12 protein-coding genes and 6 rRNA genes are annotated in these 22,689 nt (G+C 63.7%); 15 read left to right on the top strand and 3 right to left on the bottom strand.

The window, feature by feature from the left end; all coding sequences use genetic code 11:
• Positions 1-527 precede the first annotated feature (527 nt).
• The 14 genes from OG361_RS17620 (at position 528) to OG361_RS17555 (ending at position 18,352) form a co-directional block, all read left to right on the top strand.
• Positions 528-2,053: ribosomal RNA gene (locus tag OG361_RS17620) — 16S ribosomal RNA — on the top strand.
• Between the two features lie 289 nt (positions 2,054-2,342).
• Positions 2,343-5,461: ribosomal RNA gene (locus tag OG361_RS17615) — 23S ribosomal RNA — on the top strand.
• 83 nt (positions 5,462-5,544) lie between these two features.
• Positions 5,545-5,661: ribosomal RNA gene (rrf, locus tag OG361_RS17610) — 5S ribosomal RNA — on the top strand.
• Positions 5,662-6,275: 614 nt separating this feature from the next.
• Positions 6,276-7,801, top strand: a 16S ribosomal RNA gene (locus tag OG361_RS17605).
• 289 nt (positions 7,802-8,090) lie between these two features.
• Positions 8,091-11,210, top strand: a 23S ribosomal RNA gene (locus OG361_RS17600).
• A gap of 84 nt (positions 11,211-11,294) precedes the next feature.
• Positions 11,295-11,411 (top strand): 5S ribosomal RNA (gene rrf / locus OG361_RS17595).
• The 16S, 23S and 5S rRNA genes sit together here, the layout of an rRNA operon.
• Before the next feature lie 67 nt (positions 11,412-11,478).
• A complete protein-coding gene (locus OG361_RS17590) occupies positions 11,479-12,126 on the top strand; it encodes an HAD family hydrolase (protein WP_405854645.1) in 648 nt (215 codons plus the stop codon).
• A gap of 43 nt (positions 12,127-12,169) precedes the next feature.
• Positions 12,170-13,369, top strand: coding sequence for an MFS transporter (locus OG361_RS17585; protein ID WP_405854643.1), 1,200 nt, complete (start codon positions 12,170-12,172; stop codon positions 13,367-13,369).
• Entirely contained in the window at positions 13,338-14,516 is a 1,179-nt protein-coding gene (locus OG361_RS17580) for an acetoin utilization protein AcuC (RefSeq protein WP_405854641.1), read from the top strand. Before OG361_RS17585 ends, OG361_RS17580 begins: the two co-directional genes overlap by 32 nt.
• Before the next feature lie 117 nt (positions 14,517-14,633).
• Complete coding sequence (locus tag OG361_RS17575; protein WP_405854639.1) at positions 14,634-15,449, top strand: phosphatase; 816 nt, start codon at positions 14,634-14,636, stop codon at positions 15,447-15,449.
• A gap of 127 nt (positions 15,450-15,576) precedes the next feature.
• The gene (locus OG361_RS17570; RefSeq protein ID WP_046910004.1) at positions 15,577-15,786 is read left to right on the top strand and encodes a helix-turn-helix domain-containing protein; all 210 of its coding nucleotides are present in this window, start codon (positions 15,577-15,579) and stop codon (positions 15,784-15,786) included.
• Between the two features lie 164 nt (positions 15,787-15,950).
• Positions 15,951-16,049: a 30S ribosomal protein bS22 gene (locus OG361_RS17565; RefSeq protein WP_003948845.1), complete on the top strand. Its 99-nt coding sequence runs from the start codon at positions 15,951-15,953 to the stop codon at positions 16,047-16,049.
• 137 nt (positions 16,050-16,186) lie between these two features.
• Positions 16,187-17,245, top strand: a complete 1,059-nt coding sequence (locus OG361_RS17560; protein WP_405854636.1) for an NAD-dependent epimerase/dehydratase family protein — start codon at positions 16,187-16,189, stop codon at positions 17,243-17,245.
• A gap of 15 nt (positions 17,246-17,260) precedes the next feature.
• Complete coding sequence (locus tag OG361_RS17555; protein ID WP_405854634.1) at positions 17,261-18,352, top strand: lysophospholipid acyltransferase family protein; 1,092 nt, start codon at positions 17,261-17,263, stop codon at positions 18,350-18,352.
• 55 nt (positions 18,353-18,407) lie between these two features.
• On the opposite strand, the gene OG361_RS17550 is transcribed toward OG361_RS17555, so the two are convergent.
• From OG361_RS17550 to OG361_RS17540, 3 genes are all read right to left on the bottom strand, one after another.
• Positions 18,408-19,652, bottom strand: coding sequence for a DUF5667 domain-containing protein (locus OG361_RS17550; protein ID WP_405854632.1), 1,245 nt, complete (start codon positions 19,650-19,652; stop codon positions 18,408-18,410).
• Positions 19,653-19,953: 301 nt separating this feature from the next.
• Positions 19,954-20,745: an ECF subfamily RNA polymerase sigma factor, BldN family gene (locus tag OG361_RS17545; RefSeq protein ID WP_405854630.1), complete on the bottom strand. Its 792-nt coding sequence runs from the start codon at positions 20,743-20,745 to the stop codon at positions 19,954-19,956.
• 426 nt (positions 20,746-21,171) lie between these two features.
• Complete coding sequence (locus tag OG361_RS17540; protein WP_405854628.1) at positions 21,172-22,134, bottom strand: HAD family hydrolase; 963 nt, start codon at positions 22,132-22,134, stop codon at positions 21,172-21,174.
• 91 nt (positions 22,135-22,225) lie between these two features.
• On the opposite strand from OG361_RS17540, the gene OG361_RS17535 reads away from it, so the two are divergent.
• The gene (locus OG361_RS17535) at positions 22,226-22,504 is read left to right on the top strand and encodes a glutaredoxin family protein (RefSeq protein WP_405854626.1); all 279 of its coding nucleotides are present in this window, start codon (positions 22,226-22,228) and stop codon (positions 22,502-22,504) included.
• Positions 22,505-22,689 lie beyond the last annotated feature (185 nt).

Here is a 22,689-nt window from a genome sequence, read left to right as displayed (position 1 = left end):
GTTGTCCGACGTGAGCACCGACCCCGGTCGGCCCCGGACAGCCATTCCGCAAGACCCACAGAAGCTGACGACGCTTTGCCGCGCCGTCCGGCTCTCCGTGTGTTTTTGCGAAATGAGGAATCCGCGTTCGAAGAACTGAGCGCAGCCGCCCGATTAGCGTCGGAGGCAGGAATTCGCTAAAGTCTCACTCGTCGGAACGGCCCAACAGCCGGAAAGACAAATCCCGCTGACTGGGAATCAGACGCCGAAAGGATCTGATAGAGTCGGAAACGCAAGAACGAAGGGAAGCCCGGAGGAAAGCCCGAGAGGGTGAGTACAAAGGAAGCGTCCGTTCCTTGAGAACTCAACAGCGTGCCAAAAATCAACGCCAGATTAGTTGATACCCCGTCCATCTTCGGATGGTCGAGGTTCCTTTGAAAAAGTCCACCCCTAGCCGGGTGGCACACAGCGAGGACGCTGTGAACGATCGGTCTTATTCCGACTCGATCGTTCCGCTCTCGTGGTGTCGACCCGATTACGGGTAAACATTCACGGAGAGTTTGATCCTGGCTCAGGACGAACGCTGGCGGCGTGCTTAACACATGCAAGTCGAACGATGAAGCCCTTCGGGGTGGATTAGTGGCGAACGGGTGAGTAACACGTGGGCAATCTGCCCTTCACTCTGGGACAAGCCCTGGAAACGGGGTCTAATACCGGATAACACCGGCCTCTGCATGGAGGCTGGTTAAAAGCTCCGGCGGTGAAGGATGAGCCCGCGGCCTATCAGCTTGTTGGTGGGGTAATGGCCTACCAAGGCGACGACGGGTAGCCGGCCTGAGAGGGCGACCGGCCACACTGGGACTGAGACACGGCCCAGACTCCTACGGGAGGCAGCAGTGGGGAATATTGCACAATGGGCGAAAGCCTGATGCAGCGACGCCGCGTGAGGGATGACGGCCTTCGGGTTGTAAACCTCTTTCAGCAGGGAAGAAGCGAAAGTGACGGTACCTGCAGAAGAAGCGCCGGCTAACTACGTGCCAGCAGCCGCGGTAATACGTAGGGCGCAAGCGTTGTCCGGAATTATTGGGCGTAAAGAGCTCGTAGGCGGCTTGTCACGTCGGGTGTGAAAGCCCGGGGCTTAACCCCGGGTCTGCATCCGATACGGGCAGGCTAGAGTGTGGTAGGGGAGATCGGAATTCCTGGTGTAGCGGTGAAATGCGCAGATATCAGGAGGAACACCGGTGGCGAAGGCGGATCTCTGGGCCATTACTGACGCTGAGGAGCGAAAGCGTGGGGAGCGAACAGGATTAGATACCCTGGTAGTCCACGCCGTAAACGTTGGGAACTAGGTGTTGGCGACATTCCACGTCGTCGGTGCCGCAGCTAACGCATTAAGTTCCCCGCCTGGGGAGTACGGCCGCAAGGCTAAAACTCAAAGGAATTGACGGGGGCCCGCACAAGCAGCGGAGCATGTGGCTTAATTCGACGCAACGCGAAGAACCTTACCAAGGCTTGACATATACCGGAAAGCATTAGAGATAGTGCCCCCCTTGTGGTCGGTATACAGGTGGTGCATGGCTGTCGTCAGCTCGTGTCGTGAGATGTTGGGTTAAGTCCCGCAACGAGCGCAACCCTTGTCCTGTGTTGCCAGCATGCCCTTCGGGGTGATGGGGACTCACAGGAGACCGCCGGGGTCAACTCGGAGGAAGGTGGGGACGACGTCAAGTCATCATGCCCCTTATGTCTTGGGCTGCACACGTGCTACAATGGCCGGTACAAAGAGCTGCGATGCCGTGAGGCGGAGCGAATCTCAAAAAGCCGGTCTCAGTTCGGATTGGGGTCTGCAACTCGACCCCATGAAGTCGGAGTTGCTAGTAATCGCAGATCAGCATTGCTGCGGTGAATACGTTCCCGGGCCTTGTACACACCGCCCGTCACGTCACGAAAGTCGGTAACACCCGAAGCCGGTGGCCCAACCCCTTGTGGGAGGGAGCTGTCGAAGGTGGGACTGGCGATTGGGACGAAGTCGTAACAAGGTAGCCGTACCGGAAGGTGCGGCTGGATCACCTCCTTTCTAAGGAGCACAGTACCGATTGCAGGCAAATGTTCTGCACGGTCAGCTCATGGGTGGAACGTTGATTAGTTGGCGTGAGTGAACCTGATGGTTCTTCGAGTACTGCTTCGGCGTGGAAAGAAGAGTCCGGTGGGTGGCTCACGCTTGGCACGTTGTTGGGTATCTGAGGGTGCGGCCGTATGGTCGTTGCCTTCGTGATGCCGGCCCCAGTGAACTCATCGGCTTGTCCGGTGGGGTGATGGGTGGCTGGTCGTTGTTTGAGAACTACACAGTGGACGCGAGCATCTGTGGCCAAGTTTTTAAGGGCGCACGGTGGATGCCTTGGCACCAGGAACCGATGAAGGACGTGGGAGGCCACGATAGTCCCCGGGGAGCCGTCAACCAGGCTTTGATCCGGGGGTTTCCGAATGGGGAAACCCGGCAGTCGTCATGGGCTGTCACCCATGCCTGAACACATAGGGCATGTGGAGGGAACGAGGGGAAGTGAAACATCTCAGTACCCTCAGGAAGAGAAAACAACCGTGATTCCGGGAGTAGTGGCGAGCGAAACCGGATGAGGCCAAACCGTATGCGTGTGATACCCGGCAGGGGTTGCGCATGCGGGGTTGTGGGATCTCTCTTTCACAGTCTGCCGGCTGTGAGACGAGTCAGAAACCGTATGGATAGGCGAAGGACATGCGAAAGGTCCGGCGTAGAGGGTAAGACCCCCGTAGCTGAAATTCATGCGGCTCGTTTGAGAGACACCCAAGTAGCACGGGGCCCGAGAAATCCCGTGTGAATCTGGCGGGACCACCCGCTAAGCCTAAATATTCCCTGGTGACCGATAGCGGATAGTACCGTGAGGGAATGGTGAAAAGTACCGCGGGAGCGGAGTGAAATAGTACCTGAAACCGTGTGCCTACAAGCCGTGGGAGCGTCGGATACAGCTTGCTGTATCTCGTGACTGCGTGCCTTTTGAAGAATGAGCCTGCGAGTTTGCGGTGTGTTGCGAGGTTAACCCGTGTGGGGAAGCCGTAGCGAAAGCGAGTCCGAATAGGGCGATTCAGTAGCACGCTCAAGACCCGAAGCGGAGTGATCTAGCCATGGGCAGGTTGAAGCGGAGGTAAGACTTCGTGGAGGACCGAACCCACCAGGGTTGAAAACCTGGGGGATGACCTGTGGTTAGGGGTGAAAGGCCAATCAAACTCCGTGATAGCTGGTTCTCCCCGAAATGCATTTAGGTGCAGCGTCGTGTGTTTCTTGCCGGAGGTAGAGCACTGGATAGGCGATGGGCCCTACCGGGTTACTGACCTTAGCCAAACTCCGAATGCCGGTAAGTGAGAGCACGGCAGTGAGACTGTGGGGGATAAGCTCCATGGTCGAGAGGGAAACAGCCCAGAGCATCGACTAAGGCCCCTAAGCGTACGCTAAGTGGGAAAGGATGTGGAGTCGCAGAGACAACCAGGAGGTTGGCTTAGAAGCAGCCACCCTTGAAAGAGTGCGTAATAGCTCACTGGTCAAGTGATTCCGCGCCGACAATGTAGCGGGGCTCAAGCGTACCGCCGAAGTCGTGTCATTGCAGCGTATAGCCCCAACGGGTGTTGTGATGGGTAGGGGAGCGTCGTGTGCCGGGTGAAGCAGCCGCGGAAGCGAGTTGTGGACGGTTCACGAGTGAGAATGCAGGCATGAGTAGCGATACACACGTGAGAAACGTGTGCGCCGATTGACTAAGGGTTCCTGGGTCAAGCTGATCTGCCCAGGGTAAGTCGGGACCTAAGGCGAGGCCGACAGGCGTAGTCGATGGACAACCGGTTGATATTCCGGTACCCGCTTTGAAACGCCCAATATCGAGCCCATTAATGCTAAGGCCGTGAAGCCGTTCCGGACCCTTCGGGGAAAGGAAAGTGGTGGAGCCGTCGATCCAAGGTGGTAGTAGGTAAGCGATGGGGTGACGCAGGAAGGTAGTCCAGCCCGGGCGGTGGTAGTCCCGGGGTAAGGGTGTAGGGCGTGTGATAGGCAAATCCGTCACGCATTAAGCCTGAGACCTGATGCCGAGCCGATTGTGGTGAAGTGGATGATCCTATGCTGTCGAGAAAAGCCTCTAGCGAGTTTCATGGCGGCCCGTACCCTAAACCGACTCAGGTGGTCAGGTAGAGAATACCGAGGCGTTCGGGTGAACTATGGTTAAGGAACTCGGCAAAATGCCCCCGTAACTTCGGGAGAAGGGGGCCATCACTGGTGATCGGATTTACTCCGTGAGCTGGGGGTGGCCGCAGAGACCAGCGAGAAGCGACTGTTTACTAAAAACACAGGTCCGTGCGAAGCCGTAAGGCGATGTATACGGACTGACGCCTGCCCGGTGCTGGAACGTTAAGGGGACCGGTTAGTCACATTTCGGTGTGGCGAAGCTGAGAACTTAAGCGCCAGTAAACGGCGGTGGTAACTATAACCATCCTAAGGTAGCGAAATTCCTTGTCGGGTAAGTTCCGACCTGCACGAATGGCGTAACGACTTCTCGACTGTCTCAACCATAGGCCCGGTGAAATTGCACTACGAGTAAAGATGCTCGTTTCGCGCAGCAGGACGGAAAGACCCCGGGACCTTTACTACAGTTTGATATTGGTGTTCGGTTCGGCTTGTGTAGGATAGGTGGGAGACTTTGAAGCCGTGACGCCAGTCATGGTGGAGTCGCCGTTGAAATACCACTCTGGTCGTGCTGGATGTCTAACCTCGGTCCGTGATCCGGATCAGGGACAGTGTCTGATGGGTAGTTTAACTGGGGCGGTTGCCTCCCAAAGGGTAACGGAGGCGCCCAAAGGTTCCCTCAGCCTGGTTGGCAATCAGGTGTTGAGTGTAAGTGCACAAGGGAGCTTGACTGTGAGACCGACGGGTCGAGCAGGGACGAAAGTCGGGACTAGTGATCCGGCGGTGGCTTGTGGAAGCGCCGTCGCTCAACGGATAAAAGGTACCCCGGGGATAACAGGCTGATCTTCCCCAAGAGTCCATATCGACGGGATGGTTTGGCACCTCGATGTCGGCTCGTCGCATCCTGGGGCTGGAGTCGGTCCCAAGGGTTGGGCTGTTCGCCCATTAAAGCGGTACGCGAGCTGGGTTTAGAACGTCGTGAGACAGTTCGGTCCCTATCCGCTGCGCGCGCAGGAATATTGAGAAGGGCTGTCCCTAGTACGAGAGGACCGGGACGGACGAACCTCTGGTGTGCCAGTTGTCCTGCCAAGGGCATGGCTGGTTGGCTACGTTCGGGAGGGATAACCGCTGAAAGCATCTAAGCGGGAAGCCTGCTTCGAGATGAGTATTCCCACCTCCTTGAGAGGGTAAGGCTCCCAGTAGACGACTGGGTTGATAGGCCGGATGTGGAAGCCCAGTAATGGGTGGAGCTGACCGGTACTAATAGGCCGAGGGCTTGTCCTCAGTTGCTCGCGTCCACTGTGTTAGTTCTGAAGTAACGAACACGCCCCCTTCGGGTGGTGCGGCGGTTCATATCTTCATAGTGTTTCGGTGGTCATAGCGTTAGGGAAACGCCCGGTTACATTCCGAACCCGGAAGCTAAGCCTTTCAGCGCCGATGGTACTGCAGGGGGGACCCTGTGGGAGAGTAGGACGCCGCCGAACAATCATTGTGGGAAAGCCCCGCACCTTATGGTGCGGGGCTTTTCTGCGTTTACGGGCCAATGAGCCGGCTGGACGGATCGGGCCGGCCCGACGAGCTGGGTCTCGCCGACCGGGAGTACCGCCAGGAGGAGGTGCCCGCCGGCGCGGCGGAGGTGGGAATCGGAGCCCGAAACATCTGATAGAGTCGTAGACGCAGCAAGGGACCGGAGCGAAAGCGAAGGAACCTGAAAGCACCGAGGAAAATCAGACGGAAAACATCTGATAGAGTCGGAACCGCCGGAAGGGCCCGGAGCGAAAGCGAATGGGACCGGAAAGCACCGAGGAAATCGGATCGGAAAGATCTGATAGAGTCGGAAACGCAAGAACGAAGGGAAGCCCGGAGGAAAGCCCGAGAGGGTGAGTACAAAGGAAGCGTCCGTTCCTTGAGAACTCAACAGCGTGCCAAAAATCAACGCCAGATTAGTTGATACCCCGTCCATCTTCGGATGGTCGAGGTTCCTTTGAAAAAGTCCACCCCTAGCCGGGTGGCACACAGCGAGGACGCTGTGAACGATCGGTCTTATTCCGACTCGATCGTTCCGCTCTCGTGGTGTCGACCCGATTACGGGTAAACATTCACGGAGAGTTTGATCCTGGCTCAGGACGAACGCTGGCGGCGTGCTTAACACATGCAAGTCGAACGATGAAGCCCTTCGGGGTGGATTAGTGGCGAACGGGTGAGTAACACGTGGGCAATCTGCCCTTCACTCTGGGACAAGCCCTGGAAACGGGGTCTAATACCGGATAACACCGGCCTCTGCATGGAGGCTGGTTAAAAGCTCCGGCGGTGAAGGATGAGCCCGCGGCCTATCAGCTTGTTGGTGGGGTAATGGCCTACCAAGGCGACGACGGGTAGCCGGCCTGAGAGGGCGACCGGCCACACTGGGACTGAGACACGGCCCAGACTCCTACGGGAGGCAGCAGTGGGGAATATTGCACAATGGGCGAAAGCCTGATGCAGCGACGCCGCGTGAGGGATGACGGCCTTCGGGTTGTAAACCTCTTTCAGCAGGGAAGAAGCGAAAGTGACGGTACCTGCAGAAGAAGCGCCGGCTAACTACGTGCCAGCAGCCGCGGTAATACGTAGGGCGCAAGCGTTGTCCGGAATTATTGGGCGTAAAGAGCTCGTAGGCGGCTTGTCACGTCGGGTGTGAAAGCCCGGGGCTTAACCCCGGGTCTGCATCCGATACGGGCAGGCTAGAGTGTGGTAGGGGAGATCGGAATTCCTGGTGTAGCGGTGAAATGCGCAGATATCAGGAGGAACACCGGTGGCGAAGGCGGATCTCTGGGCCATTACTGACGCTGAGGAGCGAAAGCGTGGGGAGCGAACAGGATTAGATACCCTGGTAGTCCACGCCGTAAACGTTGGGAACTAGGTGTTGGCGACATTCCACGTCGTCGGTGCCGCAGCTAACGCATTAAGTTCCCCGCCTGGGGAGTACGGCCGCAAGGCTAAAACTCAAAGGAATTGACGGGGGCCCGCACAAGCAGCGGAGCATGTGGCTTAATTCGACGCAACGCGAAGAACCTTACCAAGGCTTGACATATACCGGAAAGCATTAGAGATAGTGCCCCCCTTGTGGTCGGTATACAGGTGGTGCATGGCTGTCGTCAGCTCGTGTCGTGAGATGTTGGGTTAAGTCCCGCAACGAGCGCAACCCTTGTCCTGTGTTGCCAGCATGCCCTTCGGGGTGATGGGGACTCACAGGAGACCGCCGGGGTCAACTCGGAGGAAGGTGGGGACGACGTCAAGTCATCATGCCCCTTATGTCTTGGGCTGCACACGTGCTACAATGGCCGGTACAAAGAGCTGCGATGCCGTGAGGCGGAGCGAATCTCAAAAAGCCGGTCTCAGTTCGGATTGGGGTCTGCAACTCGACCCCATGAAGTCGGAGTTGCTAGTAATCGCAGATCAGCATTGCTGCGGTGAATACGTTCCCGGGCCTTGTACACACCGCCCGTCACGTCACGAAAGTCGGTAACACCCGAAGCCGGTGGCCCAACCCCTTGTGGGAGGGAGCTGTCGAAGGTGGGACTGGCGATTGGGACGAAGTCGTAACAAGGTAGCCGTACCGGAAGGTGCGGCTGGATCACCTCCTTTCTAAGGAGCACAGTACCGATTGCAGGCAAATGTTCTGCACGGTCAGCTCATGGGTGGAACGTTGATTAGTTGGCGTGAGTGAACCTGATGGTTCTTCGAGTACTGCTTCGGCGTGGAAAGAAGAGTCCGGTGGGTGGCTCACGCTTGGCACGTTGTTGGGTATCTGAGGGTGCGGCCGTATGGTCGTTGCCTTCGTGATGCCGGCCCCAGTGAACTCATCGGCTTGTCCGGTGGGGTGATGGGTGGCTGGTCGTTGTTTGAGAACTACACAGTGGACGCGAGCATCTGTGGCCAAGTTTTTAAGGGCGCACGGTGGATGCCTTGGCACCAGGAACCGATGAAGGACGTGGGAGGCCACGATAGTCCCCGGGGAGCCGTCAACCAGGCTTTGATCCGGGGGTTTCCGAATGGGGAAACCCGGCAGTCGTCATGGGCTGTCACCCATGCCTGAACACATAGGGCATGTGGAGGGAACGAGGGGAAGTGAAACATCTCAGTACCCTCAGGAAGAGAAAACAACCGTGATTCCGGGAGTAGTGGCGAGCGAAACCGGATGAGGCCAAACCGTATGCGTGTGATACCCGGCAGGGGTTGCGCATGCGGGGTTGTGGGATCTCTCTTTCACAGTCTGCCGGCTGTGAGACGAGTCAGAAACCGTATGGATAGGCGAAGGACATGCGAAAGGTCCGGCGTAGAGGGTAAGACCCCCGTAGCTGAAATTCATGCGGCTCGTTTGAGAGACACCCAAGTAGCACGGGGCCCGAGAAATCCCGTGTGAATCTGGCGGGACCACCCGCTAAGCCTAAATATTCCCTGGTGACCGATAGCGGATAGTACCGTGAGGGAATGGTGAAAAGTACCGCGGGAGCGGAGTGAAATAGTACCTGAAACCGTGTGCCTACAAGCCGTGGGAGCGTCGGATACAGCTTGCTGTATCTCGTGACTGCGTGCCTTTTGAAGAATGAGCCTGCGAGTTTGCGGTGTGTTGCGAGGTTAACCCGTGTGGGGAAGCCGTAGCGAAAGCGAGTCCGAATAGGGCGATTCAGTAGCACGCTCAAGACCCGAAGCGGAGTGATCTAGCCATGGGCAGGTTGAAGCGGAGGTAAGACTTCGTGGAGGACCGAACCCACCAGGGTTGAAAACCTGGGGGATGACCTGTGGTTAGGGGTGAAAGGCCAATCAAACTCCGTGATAGCTGGTTCTCCCCGAAATGCATTTAGGTGCAGCGTCGTGTGTTTCTTGCCGGAGGTAGAGCACTGGATAGGCGATGGGCCCTACCGGGTTACTGACCTTAGCCAAACTCCGAATGCCGGTAAGTGAGAGCACGGCAGTGAGACTGTGGGGGATAAGCTCCATGGTCGAGAGGGAAACAGCCCAGAGCATCGACTAAGGCCCCTAAGCGTACGCTAAGTGGGAAAGGATGTGGAGTCGCAGAGACAACCAGGAGGTTGGCTTAGAAGCAGCCACCCTTGAAAGAGTGCGTAATAGCTCACTGGTCAAGTGATTCCGCGCCGACAATGTAGCGGGGCTCAAGCGTACCGCCGAAGTCGTGTCATTGCAGCGTATAGCCCCAACGGGTGTTGTGATGGGTAGGGGAGCGTCGTGTGCCGGGTGAAGCAGCCGCGGAAGCGAGTTGTGGACGGTTCACGAGTGAGAATGCAGGCATGAGTAGCGATACACACGTGAGAAACGTGTGCGCCGATTGACTAAGGGTTCCTGGGTCAAGCTGATCTGCCCAGGGTAAGTCGGGACCTAAGGCGAGGCCGACAGGCGTAGTCGATGGACAACCGGTTGATATTCCGGTACCCGCTTTGAAACGCCCAATATCGAGCCCATTAATGCTAAGGCCGTGAAGCCGTTCCGGACCCTTCGGGGAAAGGAAAGTGGTGGAGCCGTCGATCCAAGGTGGTAGTAGGTAAGCGATGGGGTGACGCAGGAAGGTAGTCCAGCCCGGGCGGTGGTAGTCCCGGGGTAAGGGTGTAGGGCGTGTGATAGGCAAATCCGTCACGCATTAAGCCTGAGACCTGATGCCGAGCCGATTGTGGTGAAGTGGATGATCCTATGCTGTCGAGAAAAGCCTCTAGCGAGTTTCATGGCGGCCCGTACCCTAAACCGACTCAGGTGGTCAGGTAGAGAATACCGAGGCGTTCGGGTGAACTATGGTTAAGGAACTCGGCAAAATGCCCCCGTAACTTCGGGAGAAGGGGGGCCATCACTGGTGATCGGATTTACTCCGTGAGCTGGGGGTGGCCGCAGAGACCAGCGAGAAGCGACTGTTTACTAAAAACACAGGTCCGTGCGAAGCCGTAAGGCGATGTATACGGACTGACGCCTGCCCGGTGCTGGAACGTTAAGGGGACCGGTTAGTCACATTTCGGTGTGGCGAAGCTGAGAACTTAAGCGCCAGTAAACGGCGGTGGTAACTATAACCATCCTAAGGTAGCGAAATTCCTTGTCGGGTAAGTTCCGACCTGCACGAATGGCGTAACGACTTCTCGACTGTCTCAACCATAGGCCCGGTGAAATTGCACTACGAGTAAAGATGCTCGTTTCGCGCAGCAGGACGGAAAGACCCCGGGACCTTTACTACAGTTTGATATTGGTGTTCGGTTCGGCTTGTGTAGGATAGGTGGGAGACTTTGAAGCCGTGACGCCAGTCATGGTGGAGTCGCCGTTGAAATACCACTCTGGTCGTGCTGGATGTCTAACCTCGGTCCGTGATCCGGATCAGGGACAGTGTCTGATGGGTAGTTTAACTGGGGCGGTTGCCTCCCAAAGGGTAACGGAGGCGCCCAAAGGTTCCCTCAGCCTGGTTGGCAATCAGGTGTTGAGTGTAAGTGCACAAGGGAGCTTGACTGTGAGACCGACGGGTCGAGCAGGGACGAAAGTCGGGACTAGTGATCCGGCGGTGGCTTGTGGAAGCGCCGTCGCTCAACGGATAAAAGGTACCCCGGGGATAACAGGCTGATCTTCCCCAAGAGTCCATATCGACGGGATGGTTTGGCACCTCGATGTCGGCTCGTCGCATCCTGGGGCTGGAGTCGGTCCCAAGGGTTGGGCTGTTCGCCCATTAAAGCGGTACGCGAGCTGGGTTTAGAACGTCGTGAGACAGTTCGGTCCCTATCCGCTGCGCGCGCAGGAATATTGAGAAGGGCTGTCCCTAGTACGAGAGGACCGGGACGGACGAACCTCTGGTGTGCCAGTTGTCCTGCCAAGGGCATGGCTGGTTGGCTACGTTCGGGAGGGATAACCGCTGAAAGCATCTAAGCGGGAAGCCTGCTTCGAGATGAGTATTCCCACCTCCTTGAGAGGGTAAGGCTCCCAGTAGACGACTGGGTTGATAGGCCGGATGTGGAAGCCCAGTAATGGGTGGAGCTGACCGGTACTAATAGGCCGAGGGCTTGTCCTCAGTTGCTCGCGTCCACTGTGTTAGTTCTGAAGTAACGAACACGCCCCCCTTCGGGTGGTGCGGCGGTTCATATCTTCATAGTGTTTCGGTGGTCATAGCGTTAGGGAAACGCCCGGTTACATTCCGAACCCGGAAGCTAAGCCTTTCAGCGCCGATGGTACTGCAGGGGGGACCCTGTGGGAGAGTAGGACGCCGCCGAACAATCTTTAGCCTCAACCCCTGGACTCTGTCCGGGGGTTGAGGCATTTTTGCGTTCTAGGCTTGGTCCATGCGATACGACTTGGTCATTTTCGACAACGACGGTGTGCTCGTGGACAGCGAGCCGATTTCCAATACGCTCCTGGCCGGCTATCTCACCGAACTCGGACATCCCACCTCGTACGAGGAGTCGGTCCGCGACTACATGGGGTCGGCCATGCATCGCATTCACGAGCTGGTCGAGGAGCGGACCGGGGAGCGGCTCCCCGTGGACTTCGACGAGAGGTTCCACGCGCGGGTCTTCGCCGCGTTCCAGCGGGAGCTGGAGGCCGTGAGCGGTGCCGCGGAGGTGCTCAAGGGGCTTGCCGAGGCCGGGGTTCCGTACTGTGTGGCCTCCTCGGGGAGCCATGAGCGTATTCGTGTGGGGCATCGGAAGACCGGGCTCGACGCCTGGTTCCGGGACGAGAACATCTTCAGTGCCGAGGACGTGGGCCGGGGCAAGCCGGAGCCGGACCTCTTCCTGTACGCGGCCTCGCGGATGGGGGTGGCGCCCGAGCGGTGCGTGGTCGTCGAGGACAGCCGGCTCGGGGTCCAGGCCGCGGTGGCGGCCGGGATGGACGTGTACGGCTTCACCGCGATGTCTCCGGAGGCGAAGCTCGCCGGGGCCACGGGGTTCTTCGGCAGGATGGACGAGCTCCCGGCGACATTGGGTCTGTGATCCATCTACCCATCGGTAGGTCCCGGCCCTACGCTGAGCCGCCATGACGGATGCGCGGTTGCGGCGTGGGCGGGGATCCCTGGCGGTCAGCTTCTTCGTGCAGGGGGTCACCTTCGCCCTGCTCGTGACGCGAATACCGGCGATCCAGGATCGCTACGGGATCTCGGACGCGCTGCTGCCCGCCTTCCTCGCCGCCGTGCCGATCCTGGCCGGAGTGGCGAGCGTGGCGACCGAGAAGATCGTCGCCCGGGTGGGGCCGGCGGTGGTGCTGCGGTGGGCGCAGCCCGCCGTCCTGCTCGGTCTGCTGGCGGTGGGGGCCGGTACGGAGCTGTGGGAGGTGGCGGTCGCCCTCGGGCTCTTCGGGCTCGCGGTGGGGGCCCTGGACGCGTCCATGAACATGCTGGGGGTGAGCCTCCAGCGGGCGTACGGGCGGAGCATCATGCTCGGCTTCCACGCCTCGTACAGCCTCGGTGGGATCGCGGGTGCCTCGTTGGCGTGGGTGGGGGCGCACTGGCATCTGTCGCTGTTCGTGTCGTATCTGCCGGTCGTGGCGCTGCTGTTGCCCGTCGCGCTGGTGGGGAGCCGGTGGTACGTGGCCGGCGGGGACCGGGCGGTGGAGGCGGAGGGGGAGAGCAAGGGGAGCGGTGTCGCCTTCACACTGCTGCTGCCGCTCTGTCTCGTCATGACCTTCGCGTACATAGGGGACTCCACCGTCTCCAACTGGAGTGCCAAGTACCTCCAGGACGTCCTCGGCAGTTCGGAGGAGGTGGCCACCGTGCCGTACAACGCGTACATGGTGACGACGCTCCTGGGGCGGGCCGTGGGGGACTTCGGGGTGCGGAAGCTGGGGGCCGTGACGGTCGTCCGGTACGGGGCGGTGCTCGCGGCGCTGGGGTTCGCGGTGGTGGCGGTGGCGCCGGGGGCGTGGGTGGGGATCGCCGGGTTCACGGTGCTGGGGCTCGGGCTGAGCGTGATCGTGCCGCAGACCTTCGCCGCGGCCGGCAGGTTGTTCCCCGGTGCCAGTGACGCAGCGGTCGCGCGGCTCAACGTCTTCAACTACGTGGGGTTCCTCATCGGGTCGCCGCTGGTGGGGGCGCTGGGGGACGCGTGGAGCTATCGGGGGGCGATGCTGGTGCCGATGGTGCTCGTGCTGGTGACGGTGGTGTACGCCACGTCGTTCGGTCCGGGAGGGGCCCGATACGGTGGCGGGCATGAGCGGCCGCGCACTGTTGATGTGGGATGAAGCTGTCACGCAGTACGACTTCGGGTCCGAGCACCCGATGGATCCGGTACGGCTCGCGCTGACCATGGCGCTGGTGCGGGCGTACGGGCTCGACCGGGCGGTGGACGTGGTCGCGGCGAGGCCGGCCGGGGACTCGACGCTGAGGCTCGTGCACCGTGAGGACTATGTGGCCGCGGTACGGGCGGCCTCGGCGGACCCGCGCCACGCCGACCAGGCGTACGGGCTCGGTACGGTCGACGACCCGGCGTTCGCGGGGATGCACGAGGTGTCGGCGCTGATCGCCGGGCAGTCGGTCGGGGCGGCGGAAGCGGTGTGGCGCGGGGAGGCCGCGCACGCGGTGAACTTCGCGGGCGGGCTGCACCACGCGATGCCGGGTTCGGCGTCGGGGTTCTGTATCTACAACGACGCGTCCCTGGCGATCGCCCGCCTGTTGGAGCTGGGTGCGGAGCGGGTCGCGTACGTGGATGTGGACGTGCACCACGGTGACGGGGTGCAGGCGGCGTTCTGGGAGGATCCGCGCGTCCTGACGATCTCGCTGCACGAGCATCCGCGGACGCTGTTCCCGCAGACCGGGTGGCCTGAGGAGACCGGTGCGGCGGGGGTCGGCGAGGGTGGGGCCGTGAACGTGGCGCTGCCGGCCGGTACGGGGGACGCGGGGTGGCTGCGGGCCTTCCACGCGGTGGTGCCGGAGCTGATCGCGGACTTCCGGCCGCAGGTGCTGGTGACGCAGCACGGGGCGGACACGCACTTCGAGGACCCGCTCGCGCATCTGGCGGTGTCGCTGGACGCGCAGCGGGCGGTGCAGTCGGCCTGTCATGACCTGGCGCACGAGCACGTCGAGGGCGGGAGGTGGGTCGCGCTCGGTGGCGGCGGGTACGCGGTGGTGGACGTCGTACCGCGGTCGTGGACGCATCTGGTGGGGATCGCGGCCCATGCGCCGGTGGACCCGGAGTCGGTGATCCCGTCGTCGTGGCGGGACGAGGTGTACGCGCGTACCCGGCAGCCGGGGCCGGTGCGGATGACGGACGGGCGGTGGCCGGTGGGGTTCCGGGAGTGGGCCGAGGGGTACGACCCGGCGGACCGGCTGGACCAGGCGGTGCTGGCGACCCGGAAGGCGGCTTTTCCGCTGCGGGGGCTGCTTCCCTAGCCCGTTCCCTCCTTTCTCCGGAACTCCGCCGGGACGTTCTTTCCGTTGTTACGCCGACTGTGCGGTGTCCGCGGGGTTTCGGCACCGGCGGCGGCGTGTTCCGGCAGCATCGGGAGGGTGTTGAGTACCGGGGCGCTGCGGGCGCATCTGTTGGCGGCGGGGTTGGCGGGGACGGTGGCGACGTCGCGGGAGGAGAGCCTGCGGAGCTATCGGCTCTTCGCGGCGCGTGATCCGCGCGTGCTGCTGGGGCTGGATCCCGCCTGGGGGTGGGGTGAGGCCGATCTGTTGCGGCTGATGGCCGACAAGTGCGGGGTGTCGGGGGATCCGGTGCACCGGTCGGGGCCCGACGTGATCGATCCTGACCGTACGTTGAGGGGGCTGGATGCCTTCGCCGCGCGGTTGGGTGCCGCGGCGGCGCGGCGGGTTCCTGTGCTGTTCGGGACGGGTCATCCCCACCGTCTGCTCGGTTTCTACGTCGCGCTCGCAGACGCTTTGTCGGCGGCGGGATGTCTTGTTCTCACCCCGGCGCAGGGGCGATGTGTCGACATAACGACCCGGTTCGGCGTACGTACGTACCTTCTCGACTACGTACGGGGGGTCGCGTTGGTGCGTGAGCCGGGGCTGTCGGGGGGTGGTCGCGAGCCGGGGGCGCACTCGCACTCCGCGCTGCCGGTTAGGGCCGCGCTCGAAAGCGCGGTCGATTGCGGCGGGCCGCTGCCGGAGCTCGTGGTCGGGGACCACGGATGGGTCTGCGGTGCAGGTCAGCTGGGTATCGAGGCCATCGGTCTTGCCGATACGGATGATCCGGCGCTGTTCGTCGGTGAGGCCGAGGGGCAGGTGTCGGTGGCCGTTCCGCTTGATGACGGCGTGCGCTCCGACTACTACCGGCCGCTCACGCGCTATGTACTCAATCGAGCGTGTCTGTCACGGTAAACGGCCGATGGCAGCTCCTCTTCCCCACTCGTACCACCCGCCCCTAGTCTGGAGAGTGAGCGCTCGGCGACGAAGAGTCACCGGAGGGGAAGCCGGTGGGCGTCGCGGCGGAAGGTACAGGTGGGTCATGGCTGCTGGCGATCGACCTCTCAACGAGGTCAAGTTTCTGACCGTGGCGGAAGTCGCCTCGGTGATGCGCGTGTCGAAGATGACCGTGTACCGCTTGGTGCACAGTGGTCATCTGCCGGCTATCCGGGTGGGCAGGTCCTTCCGGGTGCCGGAACAGGCGGTTCACGAGTACCTGAGGGAGTCCTTCGTGGGGGTGGCGACCGCGTAGCGAGCGCGCGGCCGTAAAGCCGGGAAAGTCGCGTACGGCCCTCGGATTACAAGCGCGGTGCTCGGGGCGGTAGGCTAGGCCGACGTAGGTCGTGTGGGCCCAGACGCCCCGCACCGATTCCCGCCGGGAGGCGGGGATGTTCCGAGAAGTGAGCGAGGGTAGTCGTGGGCTCTGTTATCAAGAAGCGGCGCAAGCGGATGGCGAAGAAGAAGCACCGCAAGCTGCTTAAGCGCACGCGCGTTCAGCGTCGCAACAAGAAGTAAGCGATCGCTGCACCGCAGCGTTTCGTGCGTGAGGCGTGGCCCTTCACCGTTCGCGGTGGAGGGCCACGTTTTTATTGCGCCGGAATCCTGAGGCGCTACGGTGGCGACCAACGGAAGACGGACGGAAGGCGCTGATCTTGGGCAGGGTCGTGCTCGTCACCGGTGCCGCCCGGCATCTCGGGGGCCGTTTCGTACGGCGGATCCAGCGGGACCCGGAAGTGGAGCGGGTGGTCGCGGTGGACGCGGTCGACCCGGCGCACCAGCTCGGCGCCGCCGAGTTCGTACGGGCGGACATCCGCCGGCCGGCCATCGCGAAGGTCCTCGCCGAGCACGAGATCGACACGGTCGTCCATATGGACGTCACGGGGATCGCGCTCGGCGCCGGCGGCCGTACGTCGGTCAAGGAGACCAACGTCATCGGCACCATGCAGCTGCTCGGGGCCTGCCAGAAGTCGCCGCGGATCAAGCGGCTCGTGATCAAGTCGAGTACGAGCGTCTACGGCTCCGCGCCGCGCGACCCGGCCGTCTTCACCGAGACCACCCCAGCGAAGTCGCTGCCGAGCGGGGGTTTCGCCAAGGACGCCGTCGAGGTCGAGGGGTACGTGCGGGGCTTCGCGCGGCGCCGGCCCGACGTGGCCGTGTGCGTGCTGCGGTTCGCGAACATCCTCGGGCCCCGCATCGACTCGCCGCTGGCCGAGTACCTGTCGCTGCCGGTGATGCCGACCGTGCTCGGTTACGACCCGAGGCTCCAGTTCGTCCACGAGGACGATGTGATCGACGTGCTGCGCCTGGCGGCGCACGAGCCCCGCCGGGCCACCCTGAACAGCGGCACGTTCAACGTGGCCGGGGACGGGGTGCTGCTGCTCTCCCAGTGCGCGCGGCGGCTCGGGCGGCCGACCGTCCCGGTGCTGCTGCCCGCGGTCACCTGGGTGGGGACGGCGCTGCGTACGGTCGGGATCACCGACTTCGCGCCGGAGCAGATCCGGCTGCTCACCCACGGCCGGGTCGTCTCGACGGTGCAGATGCGCGAGGTCCTCGGGTTCTCGCCGCGTTACACGACGGCGGAGACCTTCGCCGATTTCGCGGGCAGTCGGGGGCCGGGGCTGTTGCCGCCCGAGATGCTCGCCGGGGCGGTGGACCGGCTCGCCGGCCGTCTCGCCCCGACCACCGCTCACTCACATCACCACGGCGCCTGAGGAGACCGGACAGCGATGGCGGACGCCAAGGTCATTCCGTTCGACGACGACCGCTCGCGGGCCCGTCGTCGGCCCAGCCGGGCCGACGGGGAGGCGGCGGCCGTACGGGCCCTGCCGGGGCCGCAGCAGAGCCCTCAGGCGCCGGAGGGGGCCGTGGAGGACCTGCCGGGGGTCGAAGCCCGGGCAGCGGCCGGGGCGGGGGCGTCCGGGGCGTCCGGGAAGGCCGCGCAGGGTGGGGAGAGCGGTGCCGGTCCCGGTCCCGGTGCCGGGGGCTGGGAGCGGCGGCTCGCGGGAGGTCTCGCGTTCCTGCGGAGGCGGATCACCGGCGAGTACGAGGTCGACGAGTTCGGCTACGACGAGGAGCTCACCGACCAGGTCCTCATGTCGCTGCTGCGGCCGCTGTACGAGAAGTACTTCCGGGTCGAGGTGAAGGGCATCGAGAACATCCCCGACAAGGGCGGCGCCCTGATCGTCGCCAACCACTCGGGGACCCTGCCGCTGGACGGGCTGATGATGCAGGTCGCCGTCCACGACCAGCACCCGGCGGGGCGACATCTGCGGCTGCTCGCCGCCGACCTGGTCTTCGTCCTGCCGGTGATCAACGAGCTGGCCCGCAAGGCGGGGCACACCCTGGCCTGTGCGGAGGACGCGGAGCGGCTGCTGCGGTCCGGCGAGATCGTGGGCGTGATGCCGGAGGGCTTCAAGGGGATCGGGAAGCCGTTCTCGGAGCGGTACAAGCTCCAGCGGTTCGGGCGGGGTGGGTTCGTCTCGACGGCCCTGCGTGCGGGGGTGCCGATCGTGCCCTGCTCGATCGTGGGGGCGGAGGAGATCTATCCGATGATCGGGAACGCCAAGACGCTGGCGCGGGTGCTCGGTTTCCCGTACGTCCCGATCACTCCGACCTTCCCGTGGCTGGGGCCGCTCGGGGCGGTGCCGCTGCCGACGAAGTGGACCATCCAGTTCGGGGAGCCGATTCCGACGGACGGGTACGCGCCGGAGGCGGCGGAGGACCCGATGCTGATGTTCAACCTGACGGATCAGGTGAGGGAGCAGATACAGCACACGCTGTACAAGCTGCTGGTGCAGCGGCGGTCGGTGTTCTTCTGACCCGGTGCACGGAGAAGAGGGGCGCCCCCGTCCGTGGGGCGCCCCTCTTCTCTTGCTAGCGAGCGTCCTCGCTGTCGATGCCGAGGCCTGGTAGCAGGCCCGGCAGGAGTGGCGGAAGGGTCACGTCCGGCACCTCGGGGGGTGTCGGGGTCGTGGTCGAAGGCGCCGTCGGCGGGCCGGTCGGGGAGGGCTGGAGCAGCCCGCCCGTGTTGCCGCCGAGGAGACCGTCGTCCTCCGGTGAGGTGGTGCCGCCGCTCTCGGTGCTCGTGCCGGTGCTCGGGGGCGGACCGGACGGGCGGGGCGGTGCGGAGTGGCTGCCCGTGGGGGGAGCCTCGTGGGTGGACGACGGACTTCGGGTGCCCGGGTCCTGGGTGTCCTTCGGGGAGCCGGGCCCGGTGGTGGGGCTCGTGGAGCTGATCGCGCCCTTCTCCGGGGTGCGGGGAAGCACCGACTGGAGGGGCTCGACCTCTTCGTTCATGGCGTCGAAGACCCCGGTCACTTCGCTGCCGACGTCCGCCAGCTGGACGGGGAGCCGGTCGCGGAGGCCGTCCCAGGTGCCTCGGTGGGCCTGGGCGAAGGAGTTGAGCCGGGCCATCGGGCCGATCTCGCCGTCTCGCTCGTACGCCTGACGGAGCAGGCGGTGACCTTCGACGGCGTCGTGCTTCATTCCGCCCAGGACGCGACGGATCTCGGTGAGTGACTCGTGGTCGAGGTCGCCGGAGCGGCCGCGCTCCATGAGCCTGCGGGCCTCGCTGAGCCGGGTGGACGCCTGGTCGAGGTAGATGCCGCCGCGGTCCGCGTCGTCGTCCGCCATGCCGAGCTTGATGTCCTCCATGCCCCGCTTGAGCCCGTAGAGCGAGTCACCCGGGAGCGCGTCGGAGCTGGCAGCGGCCACTCCGCCGAAGGCTCCCGCGGCCACACCGACCGTGAGGCCGCCGGCGGCGAGGCCCTTGGACCAGCGGGATCGGGGGCGGAGCTTGCGGAGCGGGGAGGCCCGATGCGTTCCCCGGCCGCCCGATGTCCGTTGTTCGGGCACCGTAGGGCCCGCGGCCGCGCTCCCCTCCATGAGCATCGCTTCCATGGCGGCGACGAGCTGCGCTCGCTGCACCACCTTGACCTCGGGATCCAGCTGCGGCTTCGGCAGCTCGCCGAGACCGTTCGCCAAGGCCAACAGCCGTCCCTGCTCGGCCGGTTCGGCCGGGCCTTCGGGCTGTTCGGCCGCCTCGCCCTCGGCCGCCCGGTCCTCCAGGGCCTGGGCGAAGGCGTTCGCCCGCCGGTGCGCCGATACGTTCGCGATCACTGGCGGCACCTCCTCTCGTCATGACGGTCGACTCCCCGGGGTGTCCGGAAGGTTGCACGCCTTGAACACATCCACACGAACGAGTGAGTGGCTGCGGGCATGGCGTGACCACAGGGAGCCTGCATTCCGCACAACGAGCGGCGCGGCACTTGGGTTACGCGCGAAAGATGATCGGACCAGTGCGTCACCGAGGGATCACCGACTGTGAGCTGTGCGGGGGTCGTGGGGGCATGAGGGGAGAGATGGTGGGGGGTGGGGCGTGCGCGGGCGTGCAGGGGCGCATGTGGGGGGCGCGTACCGCTCAGCGTGCGTCGTCCGGGAGAAGGCGGGCCAGGGTGCGGACGGCCCGGTACTGGAGGGTCTTGATGGCGCCCTCGTTCTTCCCCATGACGCGGGCGGTCTCGGCGACCGAGAGGCCCTGGAGGAAGCGCAGGGTCACGCACTCCTGCTGCTGGGGGTTGAGGCGGCGGACCGCGTCGAGGAGGGCCGCGTTGGAGAGGGACTCGAGGACGGAGTCCTCGGGGCTGCGCTCGACCTCGTTGGCGTCGAGCATCTCGCCGGTGGTGACCTCGAGGCGGAAGCGGCTGGACTTGAAGTGGTCGGCGACCAGGTTGCGGGCGATGGTGACGAGCCAGGCGCCGAAGTCGCGGCCCTGCCAGGTGAAGGTGGAGATCCGGCGCAGGGCGCGCAGGAACGTCTCGCTTGTGAGGTCCTCCGCTGTCGCCTTCCCGCCGACGCGGTAGTAGATGTAGCGGTAGACGGTGTCGCTGTACTGGTCGTACAGGCGGCCGAAGGCCTCGGCCTCGCCGGCCTGGGCGCGCTCGACCAGGTCCATCATGCGAGCGCTGTCGCTGTCGGCGGTGGGACGGCGGGCGGCGGTCGAGGTTCCGGCGCCGCCGCGGGTTCCCCGTCTGCCCACGGCGGCGCTGCCGTCGGCCAGGGCATAGCAAGGGCCGGCGGGTGCCGGTGAGGCGAAGGCGAAGGCGGGGACAGGGCCGGCGTACGCGGTGGGGACGAAGCCGCGCAAGAGGTCGAGGACCGTTGCGCGCAGCGTAGCCAGGCCCGAGGTGTCAACCCCGACGTGTGGGTACACGGGACTCCCAGAGGCAGAGCTTCCATCACGTGCAGTACGGGACCGTTCACTCGTCGTGACGACGGGAGGGGTCCTTTGTGCGTCTGAGGAGAATAACGCTTCGTACAGGCAGCGCTACACCCAGTTGCTCAAATCACCGATTACGTCGTTTCCGTTACTGCTTGCAGTCGAAACAAGTAGTGGTTCGTGACCGGTTGTTGATCGGATTGCTTCCGAGTGTGACTGCGCGGGCGATGCGTTGTGCTCAAGTACAGAACGGGGGAGTGATCGGGGCCGCTGCTGGGTAAGGAGCTCGGAATGCCTGCGAGTCGACCTGTGCGGTGGTGTTCGACCACGGACGGGTGAGGGCGGCTGGTCCGGGGTTGTCGCAGATGATCGCAGCCGAAACGTATCGGCAGAGCGGCCGCTCGCCGGGTGGCGGTCGCGTCAGTGGCGGCGGCGGTGCAGGGCGACCGCGGCGGCCGTGCCGCCGGCCAGCGCGCCGATGCCCGCGGCGGCGGGGATGCCGACCTTGGCGGCCTTGCGGCCGGTCCGGTAGTCGCGCAGGCGCCACTCCCTGGCCCTCGCGTGCTTGCGGAGCTTGGTGTCCGGGTTGATCGCGTACGGGTGCCCGACCAGCGAGAGCATCGGGATGTCGTTGTGCGAGTCGCTGTAGGCGGCGCAGCGGCTCAGGTCCAGGCCCTCGGCGGCGGCGAGCGCCCGTACCGCCTCGGCCTTGGCCGGGCCGTGCAGGGGCTCGCCGACCAACTTGCCCGTGTAGACGCCGTCGACGGACTCGGCGACCGTGCCGAGCGCTCCGGTCAGGCCGAGGCGGCGGGCGATGATCGTGGCCGTCTCGACCGGGGCGGCGGTGACGAGCCAGACCTTCTGGCCCGCGTCCAGGTGGGCCTGGGCGAGGCCGCGTGTGCCGGGCCAGATCCGGTCCGCCATGTACTCGTCGTAGATCTCCTCGCCGATCGACATCAGTTCGGAGACGCGGTGGCCCTTGACGATGGACAGGGCGCTGTCGCGGGCGTCCTGCATGTGCTCGGGGTCCTCGACGCCGGCGAGCCGGAACCAGGCCTGCTGCCAGGCGAAGCGGGCGAGTTCGCGGCGCTGGAAGAACTTCCTCTTGTACAGGCCGCGGCCGAAGTGGAAGATCGCGGCGCCCTGCATCACGGTGTTGTCGAGGTCGAAGAAGGCGGCCGCCCGTACGTCGCCGACGACCGGGAACTCGGGCTCGGCCGGGGCGGTGGGCTCCGCGGCCTCCGTCTCGGCCGCCGCCTCCTCCCGCTCCCGTTCCAGCTCGAGCGAGGACTTCCGTGCTGCCTCGGCAGCGGCCTCGCCGGCGAGGACGCTGCGCGCGGTGGCGGAGCGCCTACGGGGGGTGAGCCATCCCAGAGCGGCCATGCCGTGAGCATAGCCAGTCTGTTCGGTACTTCCCGACTTGTGACGATGCCGGGGCGTGAACACTGCGGGGCTCCCCTGTTAATTGGACAGAATGGACGTCATGTTCGGACGGACGAAGAAGAAGGACGCCGGATCGCGCACCGTGACGCTGATCGGCAAGCCGGGATGTCACCTCTGCGACGACGCCCGGGTGGTGATCGAGGCCGTGTGCGCCGAAACAGGAGCACTCTGGGAGGAGAAGGACATCACTCGCGACGAGGAGCTTCACCGGGCGTACTGGGAGCAGATTCCCGTGGTGCTGATCGATGGCGAACAGCACACGTTCTGGCGCGTGGACGCGGAGCGGCTCCGGCGCGAACTGGGTGCGTGACCGAAAGGCGGTTACCATCATGGACGTTTTGTTGGGTTTCGGGGGCGACATCGTGAGGAGTGTGTGCGGTTTTGCCCCCTTCGGGATCTCAACGCTCTGACCTGCTCCGCGGTTCCGTGACAACGGGAACCAGCCGCGTGACCCCGGTCACTTTGGCCGGACAAAACGGACACCATCTTTGTGCA

The sequence above is a fragment of the Streptomyces sp. NBC_00090 genome, from assembly GCF_045160815.1.
GTDB lineage: Bacteria > Actinomycetota > Actinomycetes > Streptomycetales > Streptomycetaceae > Streptomyces.
Note: the sequence above shows the minus strand (reverse complement) of the source record. Positions and strands in the feature narration are given on the sequence as shown.

What these genes read in the sequence shown, in the direction of transcription:
- OG361_RS17580 (WP_405854641.1), top strand. Translation starts at nt 13,338, where the DNA reads ATGAGCGGCCGCGCACTGTTGATGTGGGATGAAGCTGTCACGCAGTAC.
- OG361_RS17590 (WP_405854645.1), top strand. Translation starts at nt 11,479, where the DNA reads ATGCGATACGACTTGGTCATTTTCGACAACGACGGTGTGCTCGTGGAC.
- OG361_RS17535 (WP_405854626.1), top strand. Translation starts at nt 22,226, where the DNA reads ATGGACGTCATGTTCGGACGGACGAAGAAGAAGGACGCCGGATCGCGC.
- OG361_RS17570 (WP_046910004.1), top strand. Translation starts at nt 15,577, where the DNA reads ATGGCTGCTGGCGATCGACCTCTCAACGAGGTCAAGTTTCTGACCGTG.
- OG361_RS17555 (WP_405854634.1), top strand. Translation starts at nt 17,261, where the DNA reads ATGGCGGACGCCAAGGTCATTCCGTTCGACGACGACCGCTCGCGGGCC.
- OG361_RS17540 (WP_405854628.1), bottom strand. Translation starts at nt 22,134, where the DNA reads ATGGCCGCTCTGGGATGGCTCACCCCCCGTAGGCGCTCCGCCACCGCG.
- OG361_RS17585 (WP_405854643.1), top strand. Translation starts at nt 12,170, where the DNA reads ATGACGGATGCGCGGTTGCGGCGTGGGCGGGGATCCCTGGCGGTCAGC.